Raw genomic sequence first — 16,783 nt, 5'->3', positions numbered from 1 at the left:
TGCTATGGAACGTGTTTGTATGTATTTGAGAAAAAGCCGCGCCGATATAGAGGCAGAAGCTCGAGGGGAAGGGGAAACGCTGGCGAAGCATAAAAAGGCGCTACTTACGGTGGCAAGGCAACAGGACTTAAATATCGTGAAGATCCGGCAGGAAATCGCCTCCGGTGAAAGCCTCATCCATCGCCCGGAAATGATGGCCCTGCTTAAAGATGTGGAGACCGGGTTATATGATGCCGTCCTAGTTATGGATATGGATCGCTTGGGCAGAGGAAACATGCAGGAGCAGGGATTAATCCTGGAGACATTCCAAAAAAGCGGAACCAAAATTGTGACCCCGCGGAAAACATACAACTTACAAGACGAGTGGGACGAAGAGTATTCGGAGTTTGAAGCCTTCATGGCCAGGAAGGAATTAAAGATTATTACCCGGCGCCTGCAAGGTGGCCGGATCCGTTCCGTGGAAGAAGGGAATTACATCGGAACACGCCCTCCTTACGGATACCAAATCCAGGAAGATGAGCGTGGCCGGTATCTGGTCCCTGATTCCGACCAGGCTCCCGTCGTCAAAATGATTTTTGAGTGGTACACCCACGAGGATCCCCAAAAGCGAAAAGGGTCCAACAAAATTGCCAATGAGCTCAACCGTATAGGTTATCGCTCATATACCGGGAAGAAATGGACCAGTGCTTCTGTCCTCGCTATTATCAAAAATGCCGTCTATGCTGGCCGGATCCAATGGAAGAAAAAAGAGTACCGAAAACCTTCCAATCCGCTTAAACGCCGGGAAGCCAAAACCCGCCCACAGGCAGAATGGATCGATGTAGCCGGCAAACATGAACCACTGATCGCTATGGAGATATATCAGAAGGCACAAGATATACTCAAGCGCAAATACCATGTCCCTTATCAGCTGGTAAGTGGCATTACTAACCCATTGGCAGGACTTATCAAATGCGATATGTGCGAAACATCAATGGTTTACCGTCCGTACACGAAGCAGCAGGCTCATCTGATGTGCTATAACCGTCACTGCCGTAATAAGAGCACACGTTTTGCTTATGTAGAAGAACGGCTGATTCAAGTTTTGCGCAAATGGCTTAACGACTATGAACTTCAGTGGGACCTGGAAAAAAGGCCAAATGATAACTCCGAACACATCATTGAACTCAAAAAGGTTGCCATTCAAAACCTAAGGCAGGAAATTGAGAATCTGAAGACCCAAAAAGGCCGCCTTCACGACTTACTGGAACGGGGTATATACGACGAGGAAACCTATCTGGATCGCTCCAAACATGTGGCAGAGAAAATGGAAAGCTGCCGGCAGGCATTGGAAGAAAACATCGAGGAACTGGCGATGGAAGAAGAGAGGAAACAGGCCAAAGTAAATATTATCCCCCGGGTAAAACATGTTCTCGCAATCTATCCTGAGCTGGATGATCCTAAACAAAAAAATACGCTACTGAAAAGCGTATTGGAGAAGGCATTATACCGGAAAGAATCGTGGCAGAAGAATGATCAGTTCATCCTGGTGGTTTATCCGAAGATCTAATTTTATATCCTGAACAGATAAAGAGTAAGGGTGATTTCATTTCCCTCTTTGTCCGTACCGATGGGATCCTGGAGGGAAACATCTTTCCGGGCTTTTTTGAGGGAACGGAGATGCATGAGGATCTCGTTCTCAATGCAACGGGCGGCGTATGTGGCCAGCTTGGTCCCTTTGTTGGGCTGGTAAGATTCAATGGCCTTGATCAGGCCGATGGTGCCGATGGAAATCAAATCTTCCGTGTCCTCGCTGGTGTTTTCGAACTTTTTGCAAATGTGCGCGACCAATCGGAGGTTGTGTTCGATCAGGGCGTTTCGGGCCTTCCTGTCGCCCCCCGCCATCCGTTTGAGACATTCCGCCTCCTCTTTCTCATTCAGGGGCTGAGGAAAGGCATTATTTTTGATGTACGCGACAAAGATCGCCACTTCGCGGAACAGCAGAGCAAGGGTCGTGAACAAACCGGGCATCCCGCCGTCACCTCCGCTTTAAGCTGCCGGAAAACAGGTGTTATCAGCATATGAAGTGGACGGTGGGCGTGTGCCTGTACTGGAGAAGGAATCCATTTTTTGGTTTTACTGATGGGATTTTCACAAAAGCAGTTAAATAAGAATAAAAAACAACCCCTTCCCTTTTCGGGAATGGGGGCTGACCCTGCCCTTTCATATCCGGGCTCACTTTACCTTGAAGACGGTTCTAACTGGGTTTATCATGAACCTTTATTTGTTCTTTGTAGCTTGCTAACTCCTCAAAGCCATGATTATGGATTGAAATTTTATATCAGGACTTCAACCTTAAAAGTACCTTCTGCCAGACTACCCAGTACTTCACATTCTTTTAGCACAAGACTGTTAGGTGGAGTTGAGGCTGTTTTGTCCCAAATACTCACAATAACAACGTGACCATCAATTTCGTACAATCGATGGCCCGAACACCACACCAAACCACTGCCTTCAAAGGTAATTCTCCCTAACGACTTAAAGCTGGATTTTTATTAACCATGTGGATGGCTTGACCCATAACTCCTTCGGCAGCTTCTTGAAGCACTTCTGGCAATGTCGGATGGGCGTGAATCATTAACCCGAGATCCTCAGCGGTCATCCCCATTTCAATGGCCATAACCGCTTCTGAAATGAGAGTTGAAGCTTCCGGACCTACAATTTGAACACCCAGGATTTGTTGAGTTGGTTTGTCTGATACAATTTGAACAAAACCTGAGTCCTCACCTAACGTAAGAGCCCGACCGTTGGCTTGAAAAGCCATTCGGCTGACCACCGGATCGTACCCTTGTTCTTCAGCTTCCTCAGGCTGCAGACCCGTATATGCGATCTCAGGATCGCTGAAGATGACATAAGGCATAGCATGGTAATCCACCTCTGCATCTTCCCCGTTGATTACTTCCGCTACAATTTTCCCCTCGAAACTGGCTTTGTGGGCGAGTAAGGGTCCACCGGTAACATCGCCAATAGCAAAAATATTGTTTTCCGTCGTACGCAGTTGAGAGTTAACGCGAATAAACCCTTTTTTATCGGTTTCAATACGGGTGTTCTCAAGGCCTAAATTATCGGTATTGGGAACTCGCCCAACTGCAACTAATGCTTTGTCAGCACGAAAACGTTGCTCAGAACCGTTAATAGCAGCTTGGATTTCTACTTCATCTCCATCGGTATTGCCGCCTGTTACCCTTGCATTGGTTTTAACGTTTATTTCTAACTGTTTCAGACGTTTTGTCACCACCCGAACCAGAGTGGGGTCGACTCCCGGCAGCACCTGGCTCAACCCTTCGAGGATGGTAACCTCACTCCCTAGCTTCTGATAAGCGATTCCAAGTTCTAAGCCGATATATCCTCCACCGACGATCAGAAGTTTTTGCGGTACGGATTGTAACTGTAAGGCCGCTGTCGAAGAGATCACTTTATCGCCATCAAAAGGGAGTATTTGCAATTCAGCGGGTTTTGCCCCCGTTGCAATGATGCAATGATCAAATTCAAACTGATGGTTTTGACCCTCTGCATCTACTTGAATGGTTTGATTATCGATGAATGTTGCGGTCCCGGAGCAAACTTCAACCTGGTTGGCTTTAAGCAAAGACGCAACTCCACTGGTCAGCTTTTTTATTAGACCGTTTTTCCATTCCACCACCCGTCTTAAATCCACGGTGATGTCTCCATTGACGTCAATACCAAGTTGGGAAGAATGGCGGATCATTTCCAACCGATCCGCCGCAGTAATCAGGGCTTTAGAGGGAATGCATCCACGGGTAAGACAAGTTCCCCCTAACCCTTCTCTGTCGACGATCATGACTTTTTTACCGAATTGAGCCGCTCGTATGGCAGCGACATAACCTCCTGGCCCCCCACCGATCACGACAATGTCTTTTTTCACTTGTCTCAACCCCTGTTATCCTCAAAGGAAATTAACCGGTAAGGATTTTCAATATACGACGATAATTCCTGAAGGAATTCGGCTGCAGGTGCACCGTCTAAAACCCGGTGGTCAAAAGTCAAGCTTAGCTTCATCAATGCCCGGATCGTAATTTCACCATCATAGATGGCGGGCTTTTCGTTGATTCTCCCTACACCCAAAATTCCAACTTCGGGGGGGTTTAAAATCGGTGTAAATTCGTCCACACCGTAAGATCCCAAGTTGGTTATGGTAAAGGTGCTGCCCTTCGACTCGTCCATTGACAACGATCCGTCTTTCCCAGCCGAGGTGAGAGATTTAATCCCTTGCGACAACTGAATCAATGATTTCTCTTGGGCGTTTCGTACCACGGGAACCATTAAACCGCGGTTAGTCGAAAACGCAATTCCTAAGTGGATATGTCCATACTGAATGATTTGATTTTCATCCCACTTTGCATTCAGTTGGGGATGGTTTTGAAGCGCCAAAACGGTAGCCCGCGCAATAAAATCGTTGTAGGTTAAATTCACGCCAAATCGTTGGGCAATATCTTCCTTCATTTGTTGCCGTACACGTACCAGCTCGGTGACGTCGACTTCCGTATGCAGGGTTAACTGGGCAGATTGTTGCAGACTTTGAAACATGCGATCGGCAATCACTTTCCGGATCCCCGAAACCGGAACTTCCCGGATTTCTTCCGAGGCGGTTTTAACGTTTTGGCGATGGTATGTTTCAAGAGTGGCTGCTGCCTCTTTTTTGTTCGCGATGGCCTTTAAAACGTCTTCTTTTGTAATCCGATTTCCAGGGCCGGTTCCTTGGATACCGGAGAGATCGATTTTTTCTTTTTTGGCCAATTTACGTGCAGCCGGGGAGATGGGAGTTTTTTGGGTAGTGGATTTTTCCGAGTGTTGATTTTTTTCATTGATGGTTTCTCCGTTTCTTGGTTGAACGACTGCTCCCTCAGCACTCACCCGTCCGATCACCTCAGAAACAGGAACCACACCATCTTGAGGAACAACAATGGTTAAGATCCCGGAATCGGGTGCCTCCACCTCAATTTCCGTTTTTTCAGAGCTGATCGTGACAACGGGTTCCCCTTGTTCCACCCGTTCCCCCTCGTTTTTAAGCCACTCAACCACCGTACCTTCTTCCATCGACATTCCTAGTTTCGGCATGACAATATCCGTTGCCATAGGTTCGGCCTCCCTTACCTGAAGTGATTTCGAAAGGACAGAAAGGTTTTTCGCCCCCTTCCGTCCTTTCGAGGCTTTTCTGTTAAGCTGTCGTCAATGTCTCCCCGACCATCTCTTCAACCGCAGCAATAATTTTTTCCGACGAGGGAAGATAAAGGTCTTCCAGGGTCGGCGAAAAAGGAACTGGGGTATGGGGGGCGGTAACGCGCTTGATCGGAGCATCCAAAAAGTCGAAGCCCTGATCTGCCACCATGGCGGCAATATCCGTTGCGACGTTGCACCTCGGGTTCGACTCGTCAACGACAACAAGACGGGAGGTTTTTTCCACGGATTCCAAAATGGTCGTACTGTCCAACGGAGACAGGCTCCGCGGATCTACCACTTCTGCTTCAATTCCGCGTTTGGCCAATTCATCCGCTGCTTTTAATGCCGTATGAACCTGTTTTCCGATTCCCACGATGGTAAGATCGCTTCCGCTCCGTTTGATATCCGCTTTTCCGAGCGGGATCTTATACTCCCCTTCAGGGACTTCACCCTTGATGTTATAAAGCGTCTTATCCTCAGAGAAAATAACCGGGTCATCGTCTTCGATGGCTGCAATAAGTAACCCCTTGGCATCCGCGGGCGTTGAGGGAACGACCACCTTCAAGCCGGGAACAAAGGTGAACATCGAATACAGGCTTTGCGAGTGCTGTGCTGCCGCCCGAAAACCAGCCCCGTGAGTCGTCCGAATCGTGACGGGGGTTTTTACTTTACCCCCAAACATATACCGAAACTTAGCCCCTTGGTTCAGCAGTTGATCAAAGCAAACACCCATAAAATCGTTAAACATGAGCTCAGCGACGGGACGCAAACCGGTTGAAGCAGCGCTTACAGCCGAGCCGATTAAGGCGGACTCACTAATGGGGGTATCAAGGACGCGATTGCGCCCATATTTCTTCACAAGACCTTTGGTAACCCCGAGAACTCCTCCCCACGCTTCGTCATCCTGAAGGTGATCCACTTCTGCCCCACCGGCTACATCTTCCCCCATCAGGATCACATCGGAATCTTGGCTCATTTTAAGATCCAAGGCTTCACGAATCGCATCCGCAAATGAGAGTTTTTGAGTCATTAAGCGACACCTCCATCCGTCGGATAAGAAACATATACATCTGTCAGCAATTGATCTTCCGCGGGAAAAGGACTTTCTTCAGCAAACTGGATGGCATCTTGGACCTCTTGTTCCACCTCTTGTTCAATCGTCTCCAAATCCTCATTGGTTGCGATTCCTTCTTCGGTCAAATATTGCTTAATACGTTGAATTGCATCCTTCTCAGCCAAGTGCTCTTTTGTTTCGGCTTCGGTTTTATATGTTTGAGCATCACCTTCAAAGTGACCGTAATTCCGGTAGGTCTTGCACTCAATGAGCGTCGGTCCTTCCCCTCTCCTTGCACGTTCAACCGCTTCCCTAGCCACTTGGTAGACAGCGACGACGTCCTTTCCGTCCACGATGACTCCGGGGATGTTATAAGACTGGGCGCGATCCGCGATGTTGGTACAACTGGATGCATAGTGGAAGGGAGTTGCTTCTGCATAACCGTTGTTTTCAGCGACAAACACTACGGGTAATTTCCAAATGGCTGCAAGGTTCAGCCCTTCATGAAAGGTTCCTTGGTTATTTCCCCCATCACCAAAGAAACATGCGGTCACTTGATCCGTTCCCTTTACCTTCGCAGTAAGGGCGGATCCACAAGCCAGCGGAGGCCCGCCGCCAACGATTCCGTTGGCACCTAACATGCCTTTTTCAAAATCGGCAATGTGCATGGACCCACCTTTTCCTTTGCAAAGCCCCGTGGCTTTGCCGTAAATTTCGGCCATCATACCTTTTAAGTCACATTCTTTTGCGATACAATGCCCATGACCACGGTGGGTTGAGGTAATAAAATCCTGATCCGTTAAGTGGGCACATATTCCAACGGCTACTGCCTCTTCCCCGGCGTACAAATGGACAAACCCAGGGATATCCCCTCTTGCAAAAATATCGTGTACAGAGTCCTCAAACTTTCGGATTTGGACCATCTTACGGAACATCCAAAGCCCGTGACCTTTATTGATCGAGCTTTTTTTCACCTCAGTATTTTCCATGCATGCTCCCTCCTTTAATCTGTCTGAATAAACACTGTAGCAAGTCCAATGCCAACGATAAGAGTTTTATTTTTTGCCATTTTATAATTAACTGAATAGTACACATATGTTCATGTGTTCAAGATTGTTTCACTGTTGTTCAGTAATGAAAATCGAAAGGAGGTTTATGATGCGTCTGACAAAATCTACGTGGAAACGGTTCATTCAAGAAGGCACCTTGGATCCGTCCCGAATTGAAAAAGTCATTCATGAATCCTGGTCACGATGCAAGGAGTTAAAAGTGGATCCCTTTCGCGATTCTACGGATATTGTCTTAACACCCAAGGAATTGGAAAAACGTCGGAATCAACTGGATGTTCTGATCACGGAAGCCAAATCGCTCATGGCTGAATTGAAAGCGTTTTTAATCGATCATGAGATGATTATTCTCTTGATCGATCCGGACGGTTTTATTCTCACCCAGGAAGGACACCGAAGAACCATGGATAAAGCCAAAAGAATGCGTTTTATCCCCGGGGCGAAATGGACGGAGAAAACGATTGGAACGAATGCCATCGGAACCTGCTTAAAGACCAAAAAACCCATCTATGTAGAGGGATATCAGCACTTTACCGTCTCCTCCCACGATTGGTGCTGCGCCGCAGCCCCCGTTAAAACGGAGACTGGAGAGCTCGTGGGTGTATTGGATGTTTCCGGTCCGGTTGGGAAATCACATCCCTACCTGTTGGGAATCGTATCCACGATGGCAGCTTCCCTAGAAGAAAAAATCAAACAACGTTTTCATGTAATACCGGATTTACGGAAGAGTTTGGAGGATCCTTTCTTTGAAGGAGTGATAGGAACTAGTCAAGCCTTTCAGGAAACCTTGAAACTCAGCAGAAAAGCCGCTTCCGTATCCTATCCGGTCAGCTTGCAAGGAGAGAGCGGGACAGGTAAGGAATTGGTAGCAAAATATATTCACCGTGTCAGTTCCAGAGCAAATGGTCCCTTTGTCGCTCTGAACTGTGGGGCTATACCGTCACATCTGGTGGAAAGTGAGCTATTCGGGTACGAGGAAGGGGCTTTTACCGGAGCCAGACGGGGAGGGTATACAGGGAAACTGCGCTCTGCCCATAAAGGAACCATTTTCCTGGATGAAGTGGCGGAGTTAAGTCTGGATACGCAGGTCGCTCTTCTTAGGTATCTTCAGGAACAAACGGTTCGACCCGTTGGCGGCAACAAGGAATACCAAGTCGATACACGGGTGATTACTGCGACCCATAAGGATTTGAAGGAGCTTGTACGGAAAGGGGAATTTCGGGAGGACTTGTTTTTTCGGCTCTTTGTTCTCCCCATCCAATTACCCCCGCTTCGAGAAAGAACAGAGGATATCCCCTATCTGGCTGAATACTTTTTTAATCTCTTTGGCATCCAGAAAAAATTAACCCGCGAATCCCTTGATATTCTTTACCAGTACGATTGGCCCGGGAATATCCGTGAGCTAAAAAACGTCTTAATTGCCGCCAGCGTATTTGTAGACGAAGAGATCATCAGTCCCTTAATCCTTACGAAAATAATTAAAGAACGGTCCATAGAACCGGATACCCCCACTCTCCCACTTGAATCTCGAAATAAGGCCTTAAGAAATGCCCTTGAAGAAACGCACGGGAATATCTCAAAAGCAGCAAAAATATTGGGTGTCTCGAGAACCACTCTTTACCGATGGTTAAAAGAGCAAAAATAACCCTCCATGACATAGATTTTGCTTTATTTACCCCTAAAAAGACTTGGAGTGTTTTTATGTCGAAAGTTGCTTTGAAAGATGGCTTTCCAGGTTCTCCCGTCGGCCCCGTCCGCTTCCGGCTTCTTCCCTTTGCTCTGGCGGGCCTCAGGGAATCTGGAAAGATCGACGACTGCCACTCCTCTCGCTCCTCCGTGATGCATTCCATCGCTCGCCGCCGTTCCCTTTCCCCAAGAGTGACATAGCGACGGCTCTCTAAGCTCTCATGTCCGGCCAACTGACCACCACCTGCAACGGTGATTCCCTATCGATGAGATTCCGGCAAAACGTATGTCCGTGAGAATAAAGCCGACTTCCAAAGAGTGATAACCACAAAATCCCTTGTGCAGGCTCCCATTGGCGCTCACGGGGTTTTTGGGGGCAGAAAAACCCTTTTCGGTACGGTGACCCCAAAAGCCCCCTATGGAAATAATTCCTAAGACCAAAATATCCAACTATTAATTCACTTTTGATTACGAATCATGTATTATGTATACATAATACATTTTAAAAAGGTGTGTAAACATGTCAGGAATCAATATTGGGTCGGCCATCAAGAGGGAGACGATGCATGAGGCCGCTTACAGACAATTGAAAACGGCGATTCTCTCGAATCAGCTTTCCACGGGTGTGTACTATACGGAGAATGAGTTTGCGGATGCTTTAAACATCTCCCGCACGCCGATCCGGGGAGCAATCAAAGACTTGATCCATGACGACCTGCTCGTTTCCGTTCCGAGAAAGGGGCTGAAAGTCAGGGAATTTACCCAATCGGAAGTGGAACAAATATTTTTGCTCCGGAAAGCGATCGAAGGTGAAGTGATCGGAAAACTTTTGGAGATGGTGACCGATGAGCATGTCTTCGCCTTGGAAACATTGGTCACGAAACAGAAGCACATGATCGAAGCCGGAGACGACATCTCTTTTATCGATCTGGATCTGGAATTCCACCAAGCCATCATCCGATTTGCCAACTATGGGTTGATTGAGAACATGATTGCCAAACTATACAATCTTACGAGGCTGATCGGCCACAAGGCCATCATGAAAGAAGGACGCATGGAAGAAGTGATCGACGAACATCGTGAAATCATCGAAGCGGTCAGAAACAAGGACGGTGCCAGGAGCAAACAGCTGATGGTCCAGCATCTGGAAAACACCCAGCGATCCTTTCGTTGGATCCATGATCAATCGGAGGTGATCTGAATGAAGTACGCGGTCTACCAAATGGATATCGTTGCCGGCGAACCGGAACAAAACCGCCAAAAAGTGAAAGCGTGGCTGGATGATACGGTGAAAAACGGCAAGCCGGACATTGTCGTGCTGCCGGAAATGTGGACAACCGCCTATACATTACCCCGCCTGGATGAAGTGGCTGACCGCCAGGGTGAGCCGACCGTCTCCTTTTTACAGGAGGTCGCAAAGGAATACGATGTCCACATCATCGGCGGCTCGGTGGCCAACAGAAAAGAAAAAGGTTACTACAACACTGCGCTGGTGATGGACCGAAACGGAAACCTCGTCCATCAATACGACAAAATCCACCTTGTGCCGATGCTGGACGAGCCCAAATATTTGTCAGGCGGCAAGAACAAGGCGGAAGTATTCGAGCTGGAAGGCGTCAAGATGGGGGTGATCATCTGCTACGATTTGCGTTTCCCGGAACTGGTGCGGAAGCTGGCGCTGGAGGGGATCCAGGTCCTCCATATCGTCGCTGAATGGCCAGCCGCCCGAAAAGATCACTGGACCGCCCTCCAACTGGCCCGGGCGATCGAAAACCAGATGTTTGTCGTCTCCTGCAATCGCGTCGGTTCATATGACGGCGTGGATTTTGCGGGGACCTCGATGATTATCGATCCTTGGGGCAAAATCGTGGAGCAGGGAAGTGAAGACCGGGAAGAAACACTCCGGGCGGAGATCTCCCTCGATCTTGTTTCGAAAATCCGAAAAGACGTCCCCGTCTTCTCCAGCCGGGTACCCGAACTTTATTAGGTTTCGTAATTTACTGTTTGGCAAGGGGTGTTTTTGATCGGGCCTGTTGAGCTCATTGCCACGAATGGAGTCCTGACGTTTCCAATAATTTTTTAAAGGGGGGAATCCTTTTGAAAAACCGACTCAAGCTAAATGTGCAAGGAACCGAAAAAACCATCGAAGTGACGGTAAACCGTGTATTCAACGCCGGGTACGCCGGAAGCGACCAAACGAAGGTACAGGAGCACATTGATGAATTGGCCAAGCTGGGCGTACCGGTGCCGTCAACCACGCCGACTCTCTACCCAATCTCCAACTATCTGCCCACTGTGGCCGACCGAGTCCAAGTGCAGCATGGGGAGACAAGCGGCGAAATCGAATATGTCCTCATTTGGGCCGAAGGAGAACTGTTCGTAACGGTCGGCAGCGACCATACCGACCGTAAATTGGAAACCTACAGCGTCCCCATGTCCAAACAAGCCTACCCCAATGTGATCGCCGATCAAGTTTGGCGTTTTAAAGACGTGAAAGACCACTGGGACCGTCTTGAACTGGAATGCTGGGTCACCGCAAACGGGGAGCGGGTCTTATACCAAAAAGGGACCTGCGCTGATTTAATGCCCCCGAGTCAATGGAAAGAAATTTTCCGACAAAAGAATGTGGCGAAAGAGGGCAATCTGTTTTTCTCCGCAACGATCAACACGGTGGCCAACACCCTCGCCTTCGCGGATCGATATGAATTTGAAATGCGGGATCCCGTACTCGACCGCGTGATTCGCCATCAATACGAAGTGGACGTTTTAGCCAAACCGATTGAATAAAAGCCAATAGACAGGAGGGAATGGATATGCAGTCACCGAACCAATCAAATCTCCGGCCGGGAATACGCCGACGGTTGTTGTGGGGGGCCATTTTCCTTATGGCGACCTCCTCCATCGGGCCCGCATTCCTGACCCAAACCACCGTTTTCACTGAACAATTTGCGGCCAACTTTGCTTTTGCGATCCTGGCCTCTCTGATTATTGACGTCGGGGCGCAGCTCAATATCTGGCGCATCCTGTCGGTATCGGGGAAGCGAGGCCAAGATGTGGCCAACATGGTCCTTCCAGGTCTCGGGTCGCTCATCGCCATCCTGATCGTGATCGGCGGCCTCGCCTTCAATATTGGGAATGTAGCCGGTGCGGGCCTGGGGCTGAACGTCTTGTTCGGCATTTCCCCCGTCACGGGAGCGGTCATCGCAGGCATTCTCGCGATCATTGTCTTTAGTTTGAAAGACGCGGGGAAAGCCATGGACATCGTCACCCAGTTCCTGGGGATCGTCATGCTGGTGATGGTAGGTTACGTGATGGTTACGACAAGTCCGCCGGCAGGCGACGCACTCGTCAAAGCAATAGCCCCTGATCATTACGGCACCCTGCTCCTGCCCATGATCACTCTCGTAGGGGGAACGGTCGGGGGATATATCACATTCGCGGGCGGCCACCGCCTGATCGACGCTGGGGTCACGGGGAAAGAAAACGTCTCCTTCGTCAGCCGGGCCGCCAACCTGGGGATTTTGACCACGGGCGTGATGCGCGTCATCCTGTTCTTGGCCGTACTGGGTGTCGTGACCGCCGGTCATCAACTCGACCAAAAGAACCCTGCCGCCTCCGTATTCCAAATCGCCCTTGGGGACATCGGGTACAAAGTGTTCGGGATCGTCCTCTTTTCGGCGGCCTTGACTTCCGTCATTGGCAGCGCTTACACGAGCGTATCCTTCTTGCGGTCGTTCCATCGGTCGATCGTGACCTACCACAATTGGATTATCATCGCCTTCATCCTGTTTTCCACTATTATTTTCGCCCTCGTCGGCAAACCGGTCACCATCTTGATCATCGTCGGGGCGCTGAACGCTCTGATTTTGCCACTCACGCTGGGGGCCATCCTGTTGGCTTCGCGTAACCGAAAAATCATCGGCGACTACCATCATCCCACCTGGATGATCGCCTTCGGTGCTGTCGCGGTGCTCGTCACCCTGATTGCCAGTTGGTTTTCCCTGCAGGAGATTGCCAAACTTTGGACCGGTTGAAACCGTGAATTCCGATTCCTTGAAAGGAGCCGGCCACAGGGCAAACCGCTCCTGCATTTGTAGATACTTTATCTTTGTATCTGGCGTAATGATTTGTGACAGGCTGGTCATAATGCTGCAGGCCGATCGCTCAAACACATCGTTCTGCATCCCACGGACATCTTAGGTTTCGTTGGAGTAATGGAACAACCCTTGCTTCTTCCGAAGTTGATTCTCCAGATCGAACAGACCGACTCACAGTGGCAATCGGTTTGTTCGACACCAGGATATCTTTTTCCACCAGATTTTTGGCTTTTCCTTCATCATATAAATAAACGTGGACCATCGGCTGCAGTAATACACTGACGTTCCAAATTTCAATTGTGACATTGAACCTGTTCACAGTGACCGGATGCATTCCTTTCAGCCTTTTTTCAGGTACTGTTTCAGTTCTCCAGTGTAGTGGGTGGCGGGCAGCCCTGTCACCGCGTGGATCCGATCCCATTCTGAACCAACCGCGAAAGGGCGACCAAGGATTCCGTCCGCAGAAATTGTGTACCTAGGTCAGCAATTGCCGCCTTACAGTAAGAAAGCACGCCGACCCATAGGTCGACTTGCTTTCTTTCCTTCAACTATCCTTCCTGCAACGAATTTTATTTCTATATTTACTGGTGCTCTTCTTGAATTCGATCTGTTTATTCTACAGGATTACTTGTTTATCACTTTTTCCTGTTCCTTCACCATTGTTTTACCCCAAAATTTTTCCAAGATATCCTGTGATGGTTTTCGTGTCATCAAACTGACCACGACCATCGTCACAATGGATAAGACCAGCGTGGTTACGATGGTTAACATACCAAATGGATTGGGAGCCGCATTTTCAATCAGGATATACGAGATTAACCCCACCAACATCGAAGCCGTGGCTCCCCAATGATTGGCCCGTTTCCAATAAAGCCCAAAAACAATGGGAGCGAAAAAGGTCGCTTCCAGCCCTCCAACAGCATACAAAACAATCATTTGAACGTAATCGGGAGGGGTTAAAGACAAGAGCACCACCAGAACACCGATCAGTAAGGTGGTCATATAAGAAAGCTTCATTATGGTTCGGTCGCTGGCTTTTGGGTTGATGTAATTCAGATAGATATCCTTCACAATTGCGGAGCTGGTCAGCAACAACATGGAATCAACCGTCGACATAATCGCCGCAAGAGGAGCGGCTAATACCAGGCCGGCAAGCCATCCGGGCATCAGATCGAGTATCAATATGGGGACCGCCATATCCGCCTCCACTTTGGGATAGAGAACTCGGGTGATCGGTCCCACAATGGTAAGTCCAAAAGTAAACAGGCCCATAATCGTACAGCTGTAGATGATCGCTCGATGCATGGTTTTACTATCCTTATAGGTCATGCCACGAATCGAGGCATGTGGAAGACCCAACGCAGCCACACCGAACATGACGAAGTGGGGAATCTTTATAGCCGATCATGGCTACCAACCCACATAAACATAAGGTCGTGACAAAAAAGTAGATGACGGTTACCCCCATCTCACGCTCACATTGGCGAAAACGAGGATCCTCTTGGAAAGACGGTTTAACGGCTCTCATTTTCACTTTTAACCCCCCCAAAAAGAATAATGGGCATCCGGATCCAGAGGAAAAATAGGTCTTCGAATATTTTGATAATTAAAGTTGTCCAATCGATAGGTACTCAAGCCTGGTGAGTCGACCGTGATGATTTTCTGAACCAATGGCTTAAATGCAGCCCGAAAATGGTGACTGGATTTCAGCCCAATCAGCTTCTTCTGTTGGATATCCAGGCCGTGCAACAGAAAAATCTGCTCATCCATCACCTGGGCTCGAATGGAGCAGACAATGACATCGAGGTTGTTCACTTGTAAACGGACGGTTTTTCCTAAGTTGACAGAGGATCCTTTTCCCATCGGAGAAGAGCGTATAAATCGTCCATCGGTCAGGCTTTTTACATAGGCATGGAGTTTCAGGGGGTTCCCGTGGCGTGAATCGGTTTTTCCACCCAACTCCACCTGGATCATAGATCCAACGCCCACTTTATGTGCCTGATTCACAACCTCCGGGTCGTAAATAAAAGCAAAACAGGTGTTTTCCACGTTCGCCTCTACCATCGCTTTTAATAAATAGGTTCCATCCCCCGGAGTCCCGGCTCCCGGATTGTCGGACGTTTCGTTGATTAAAACGGGACTTTCCCCGACTGAAAGCGCTAGGATGCCCTCCTCTGGCGTGGGTAAGGAAGGATAGAATTGCTCTTTCCGATTCCATATCTGTTGAGAAACATCTTTGGCAACTTGAACCGCCAGAGAACGATCGTCATTTGTCATCACGAGTACGGAGGTACCCACATCTCTGGTGTCGGTATAAGGAAAACCGTGAAAAAAGGTGCATTTCCGTAATGCAGGGGAAAGATCCGTGGTCGTCGTTGGGATGATCATCGGTAGCCGTTCCAGGTACATCACAGGTCGTAAGCAGTCGGATAATATCTCTTTGGCTATTTCAATCGCTTCCACTCCTCGATCAAAGGAATCGGTATGCGGATACGAGATCAATGGGGCTTGTCTTGAGTGGGAAGATGTGCGTGACTACTTGGGAGGGATGATTCACCAAGGAGAGGCATCCGGTGTTGAACTGGTTCCCTTGTTTTCGGCTTTTGCCTGTCCTTCAGGGATGATTGAACGGTTTACGTATGAAGAGATGAAGAGGGAACTGCTGACCGGGTTGTTGCAAACGGGAGAGGTGGATGCGATTTGTCTTGCGTTACACGGTGCCGGAGTGGTGGAAGGGATCGAAGATCTGGAAGGAGATTTATTGCAGTCCATTCGTCAATCGGTAGGAAACGTACCGATTATTGCGACACTGGACCTACACGGAAATATCACGGAGACATGGACCCACCCCTTTACTCACCTTATATACCTGCCAATCATCCCCAATCCCTTCTACAAGACATGATAACCTTCCTGTCATGGATGAAAGTTGATCCATTCGTTTATCTACTTTGTGGTAAGTGAAGGCGATACTTCCTTTTGGGGCTATCATAGTAACAATGAAAACATTCCGTCAGTACCATAGGAGCCGCTCACGGAATGTCTTTGCTCGCTTTATTCAGGGATACGTCACAAATAATAACGGGTGGCTGATTATTCTAATGAGACATAAATGAAAATGGCCTCTGCTGTACAAGCAAAAGCCTTGAAAGAAGGGCTCACACAGATATCCCTTGTGAATTCATTTTATATAAATCAACTCTGCGGCGATCATCCTGAGCTTTCCTCCTTTTTTTTTTGCGTTTTTGGAACCGGGCTAATCCTCCCTCTGTCTCCGCGCTTTTAACGTGAGGCATTCCTAAGTGGCATTCCACCCGCAGCCCCTCTTCCAAGGTGGACCCCCAACCCCTCATCATCGCTTGCTTGTCTGTTCGAAGGGATCCCTGGGGATAGGCGGCCATCTGCGCGGCCAGGGCCTGGGCCCGGGGCAGCAGCGCTTCCGGTTCCGTCAGCTCGGTGACCAGCCCCCATTCCAGAGCCGTCCGGGCATCGATCTGCCGCCCGGTGAGGACCAGGTCCATCGCCCGTCCCCAACCGAGGATCCGTGGCAGGCGCTGGGTGCCGCCGTCCACCAGGGGGACATTCCACCTCCTTTCCAGGCAGCCGAATTCGGCACGGGTGGACGCGATCCGGATATCGCACCAGGCGGCCATCTCCAA

The 16,783-nt window shown here is 49.0% G+C and carries 15 protein-coding genes and 1 pseudogene; 8 read left to right on the top strand and 8 right to left on the bottom strand.

The window, feature by feature from the left end; all coding sequences use genetic code 11:
• Nucleotides 1-4: 4 nt before the first annotated feature.
• Entirely contained in the window at nt 5-1,549 is a 1,545-nt protein-coding gene (locus C8P63_RS14955) for a recombinase family protein (RefSeq protein ID WP_108025455.1), read from the top strand.
• A 26-nt stretch (nt 1,550-1,575) separates the two neighbouring features.
• Here the strand turns inward: C8P63_RS14955 and C8P63_RS14950 are convergent.
• Nucleotides 1,576-2,010, bottom strand: a pseudogene (locus tag C8P63_RS14950) (sigma-70 family RNA polymerase sigma factor); the annotation flags it as partial.
• A 99-nt stretch (nt 2,011-2,109) separates the two neighbouring features.
• Between C8P63_RS14950 and C8P63_RS18830 the strand changes: the two are divergent.
• Nucleotides 2,110-2,442 (top strand): hypothetical protein, encoded by a 333-nt coding sequence (locus C8P63_RS18830; RefSeq protein ID WP_146172186.1) that lies wholly within the window; start codon nt 2,110-2,112, stop codon nt 2,440-2,442.
• A 67-nt stretch (nt 2,443-2,509) separates the two neighbouring features.
• Here the strand turns inward: C8P63_RS18830 and lpdA are convergent, their stop codons facing one another.
• The 4 genes from lpdA to C8P63_RS14930 form a co-directional block, all read right to left on the bottom strand.
• On the bottom strand, nt 2,510-3,925 hold the full coding sequence (gene lpdA, locus C8P63_RS14945; protein ID WP_245920943.1) for a dihydrolipoyl dehydrogenase: 1,416 nt from the start codon (nt 3,923-3,925) through the stop codon (nt 2,510-2,512).
• Nucleotides 3,926-3,930: 5 nt separating this feature from the next.
• On the bottom strand, nt 3,931-5,136 hold the full coding sequence (locus C8P63_RS14940) for a dihydrolipoamide acetyltransferase family protein (protein WP_108025452.1): 1,206 nt from the start codon (nt 5,134-5,136) through the stop codon (nt 3,931-3,933).
• An 82-nt stretch (nt 5,137-5,218) separates the two neighbouring features.
• Nucleotides 5,219-6,250 carry an alpha-ketoacid dehydrogenase subunit beta gene (locus C8P63_RS14935; protein WP_108025451.1) on the bottom strand — a complete coding sequence of 344 codons (1,032 nt, stop codon included), beginning with the start codon at nt 6,248-6,250 and terminating at the stop codon, nt 5,219-5,221.
• Complete coding sequence (locus C8P63_RS14930) at nt 6,250-7,263, bottom strand: thiamine pyrophosphate-dependent dehydrogenase E1 component subunit alpha (protein WP_108025450.1); 1,014 nt, start codon at nt 7,261-7,263, stop codon at nt 6,250-6,252. The genes C8P63_RS14935 and C8P63_RS14930 overlap by 1 nt, the downstream gene beginning before the upstream one ends.
• A 169-nt stretch (nt 7,264-7,432) precedes the next feature.
• On the opposite strand from C8P63_RS14930, the gene C8P63_RS14925 reads away from it, so the two are divergent.
• The 5 genes from C8P63_RS14925 (at nt 7,433) to C8P63_RS14905 (ending at nt 13,061) form a co-directional block, all read left to right on the top strand.
• Nucleotides 7,433-8,986 carry a sigma-54-dependent Fis family transcriptional regulator gene (locus C8P63_RS14925; RefSeq protein WP_170109695.1) on the top strand — a complete coding sequence of 518 codons (1,554 nt, stop codon included), beginning with the start codon at nt 7,433-7,435 and terminating at the stop codon, nt 8,984-8,986.
• 561 nt (nt 8,987-9,547) lie between these two features.
• Nucleotides 9,548-10,228, top strand: a complete 681-nt coding sequence (locus C8P63_RS14920) for a GntR family transcriptional regulator (protein WP_108025448.1) — start codon at nt 9,548-9,550, stop codon at nt 10,226-10,228.
• The gene (locus C8P63_RS14915; protein ID WP_108025447.1) at nt 10,229-11,014 is read left to right on the top strand and encodes a carbon-nitrogen family hydrolase; all 786 of its coding nucleotides are present in this window, start codon (nt 10,229-10,231) and stop codon (nt 11,012-11,014) included. It begins immediately after the preceding gene.
• A 110-nt stretch (nt 11,015-11,124) separates the two neighbouring features.
• The gene (locus C8P63_RS14910; protein WP_245920941.1) at nt 11,125-11,814 is read left to right on the top strand and encodes a DUF2848 domain-containing protein; all 690 of its coding nucleotides are present in this window, start codon (nt 11,125-11,127) and stop codon (nt 11,812-11,814) included.
• 20 nt (nt 11,815-11,834) lie between these two features.
• A complete protein-coding gene (locus tag C8P63_RS14905) occupies nt 11,835-13,061 on the top strand; it encodes an NRAMP family divalent metal transporter (protein ID WP_170109694.1) in 1,227 nt (408 codons plus the stop codon).
• 687 nt (nt 13,062-13,748) lie between these two features.
• Here the strand turns inward: C8P63_RS14905 and C8P63_RS14900 are convergent.
• Together C8P63_RS14900 and C8P63_RS14895 are read right to left on the bottom strand one after the other, a co-directional pair.
• Nucleotides 13,749-14,501, bottom strand: a complete 753-nt coding sequence (locus C8P63_RS14900) for a sodium:solute symporter family transporter (protein WP_108025444.1) — start codon at nt 14,499-14,501, stop codon at nt 13,749-13,751.
• Between the two features lie 159 nt (nt 14,502-14,660).
• Nucleotides 14,661-15,623 carry an MlrC C-terminal domain-containing protein gene (locus tag C8P63_RS14895; protein ID WP_281258732.1) on the bottom strand — a complete coding sequence of 321 codons (963 nt, stop codon included), beginning with the start codon at nt 15,621-15,623 and terminating at the stop codon, nt 14,661-14,663.
• On the opposite strand from C8P63_RS14895, the gene C8P63_RS14890 reads away from it, so the two are divergent.
• Nucleotides 15,505-16,029 (top strand): M81 family metallopeptidase, encoded by a 525-nt coding sequence (locus tag C8P63_RS14890; RefSeq protein WP_108025495.1) that lies wholly within the window; start codon nt 15,505-15,507, stop codon nt 16,027-16,029. The two genes, C8P63_RS14895 and C8P63_RS14890, sit on opposite strands and share 119 nt — an antisense overlap.
• Before the next feature lie 253 nt (nt 16,030-16,282).
• Here the strand turns inward: C8P63_RS14890 and C8P63_RS14885 are convergent.
• On the bottom strand, nt 16,283-16,783 hold a 501-nt coding region (locus C8P63_RS14885; RefSeq protein ID WP_245920938.1), incomplete at its 5' end, for an enoyl-CoA hydratase-related protein.

Origin of the sequence: Melghirimyces profundicolus (genome assembly GCF_003054245.1) — a bacterium.
GTDB classification, from domain to species: domain Bacteria; phylum Bacillota; class Bacilli; order Thermoactinomycetales; family DSM-45169; genus Melghirimyces; species Melghirimyces profundicolus.
The sequence above is the reverse complement of the archived record's forward strand: the minus strand, read 5'-3'. Positions and strand labels throughout refer to the sequence as shown.

Excerpts from the sequence above, each read along its gene's own strand:
- C8P63_RS14900 (WP_108025444.1), bottom strand. The coding sequence starts at position 14,501 with ATGTTCGGTGTGGCTGCGTTGGGTCTTCCACATGCCTCGATTCGTGGC.
- C8P63_RS14930 (WP_108025450.1), bottom strand. The coding sequence starts at position 7,263 with ATGGAAAATACTGAGGTGAAAAAAAGCTCGATCAATAAAGGTCACGGG.
- C8P63_RS14925 (WP_170109695.1), top strand. The coding sequence starts at position 7,433 with ATGCGTCTGACAAAATCTACGTGGAAACGGTTCATTCAAGAAGGCACC.
- C8P63_RS14905 (WP_170109694.1), top strand. The coding sequence starts at position 11,835 with ATGGATATGCAGTCACCGAACCAATCAAATCTCCGGCCGGGAATACGC.
- C8P63_RS14920 (WP_108025448.1), top strand. The coding sequence starts at position 9,548 with ATGTCAGGAATCAATATTGGGTCGGCCATCAAGAGGGAGACGATGCAT.
- C8P63_RS14940 (WP_108025452.1), bottom strand. The coding sequence starts at position 5,136 with ATGGCAACGGATATTGTCATGCCGAAACTAGGAATGTCGATGGAAGAA.
- C8P63_RS14955 (WP_108025455.1), top strand. The coding sequence starts at position 5 with ATGGAACGTGTTTGTATGTATTTGAGAAAAAGCCGCGCCGATATAGAG.
- C8P63_RS14915 (WP_108025447.1), top strand. The coding sequence starts at position 10,229 with ATGAAGTACGCGGTCTACCAAATGGATATCGTTGCCGGCGAACCGGAA.
- C8P63_RS14890 (WP_108025495.1), top strand. The coding sequence starts at position 15,505 with ATGATCATCGGTAGCCGTTCCAGGTACATCACAGGTCGTAAGCAGTCG.
- C8P63_RS14935 (WP_108025451.1), bottom strand. The coding sequence starts at position 6,250 with ATGACTCAAAAACTCTCATTTGCGGATGCGATTCGTGAAGCCTTGGAT.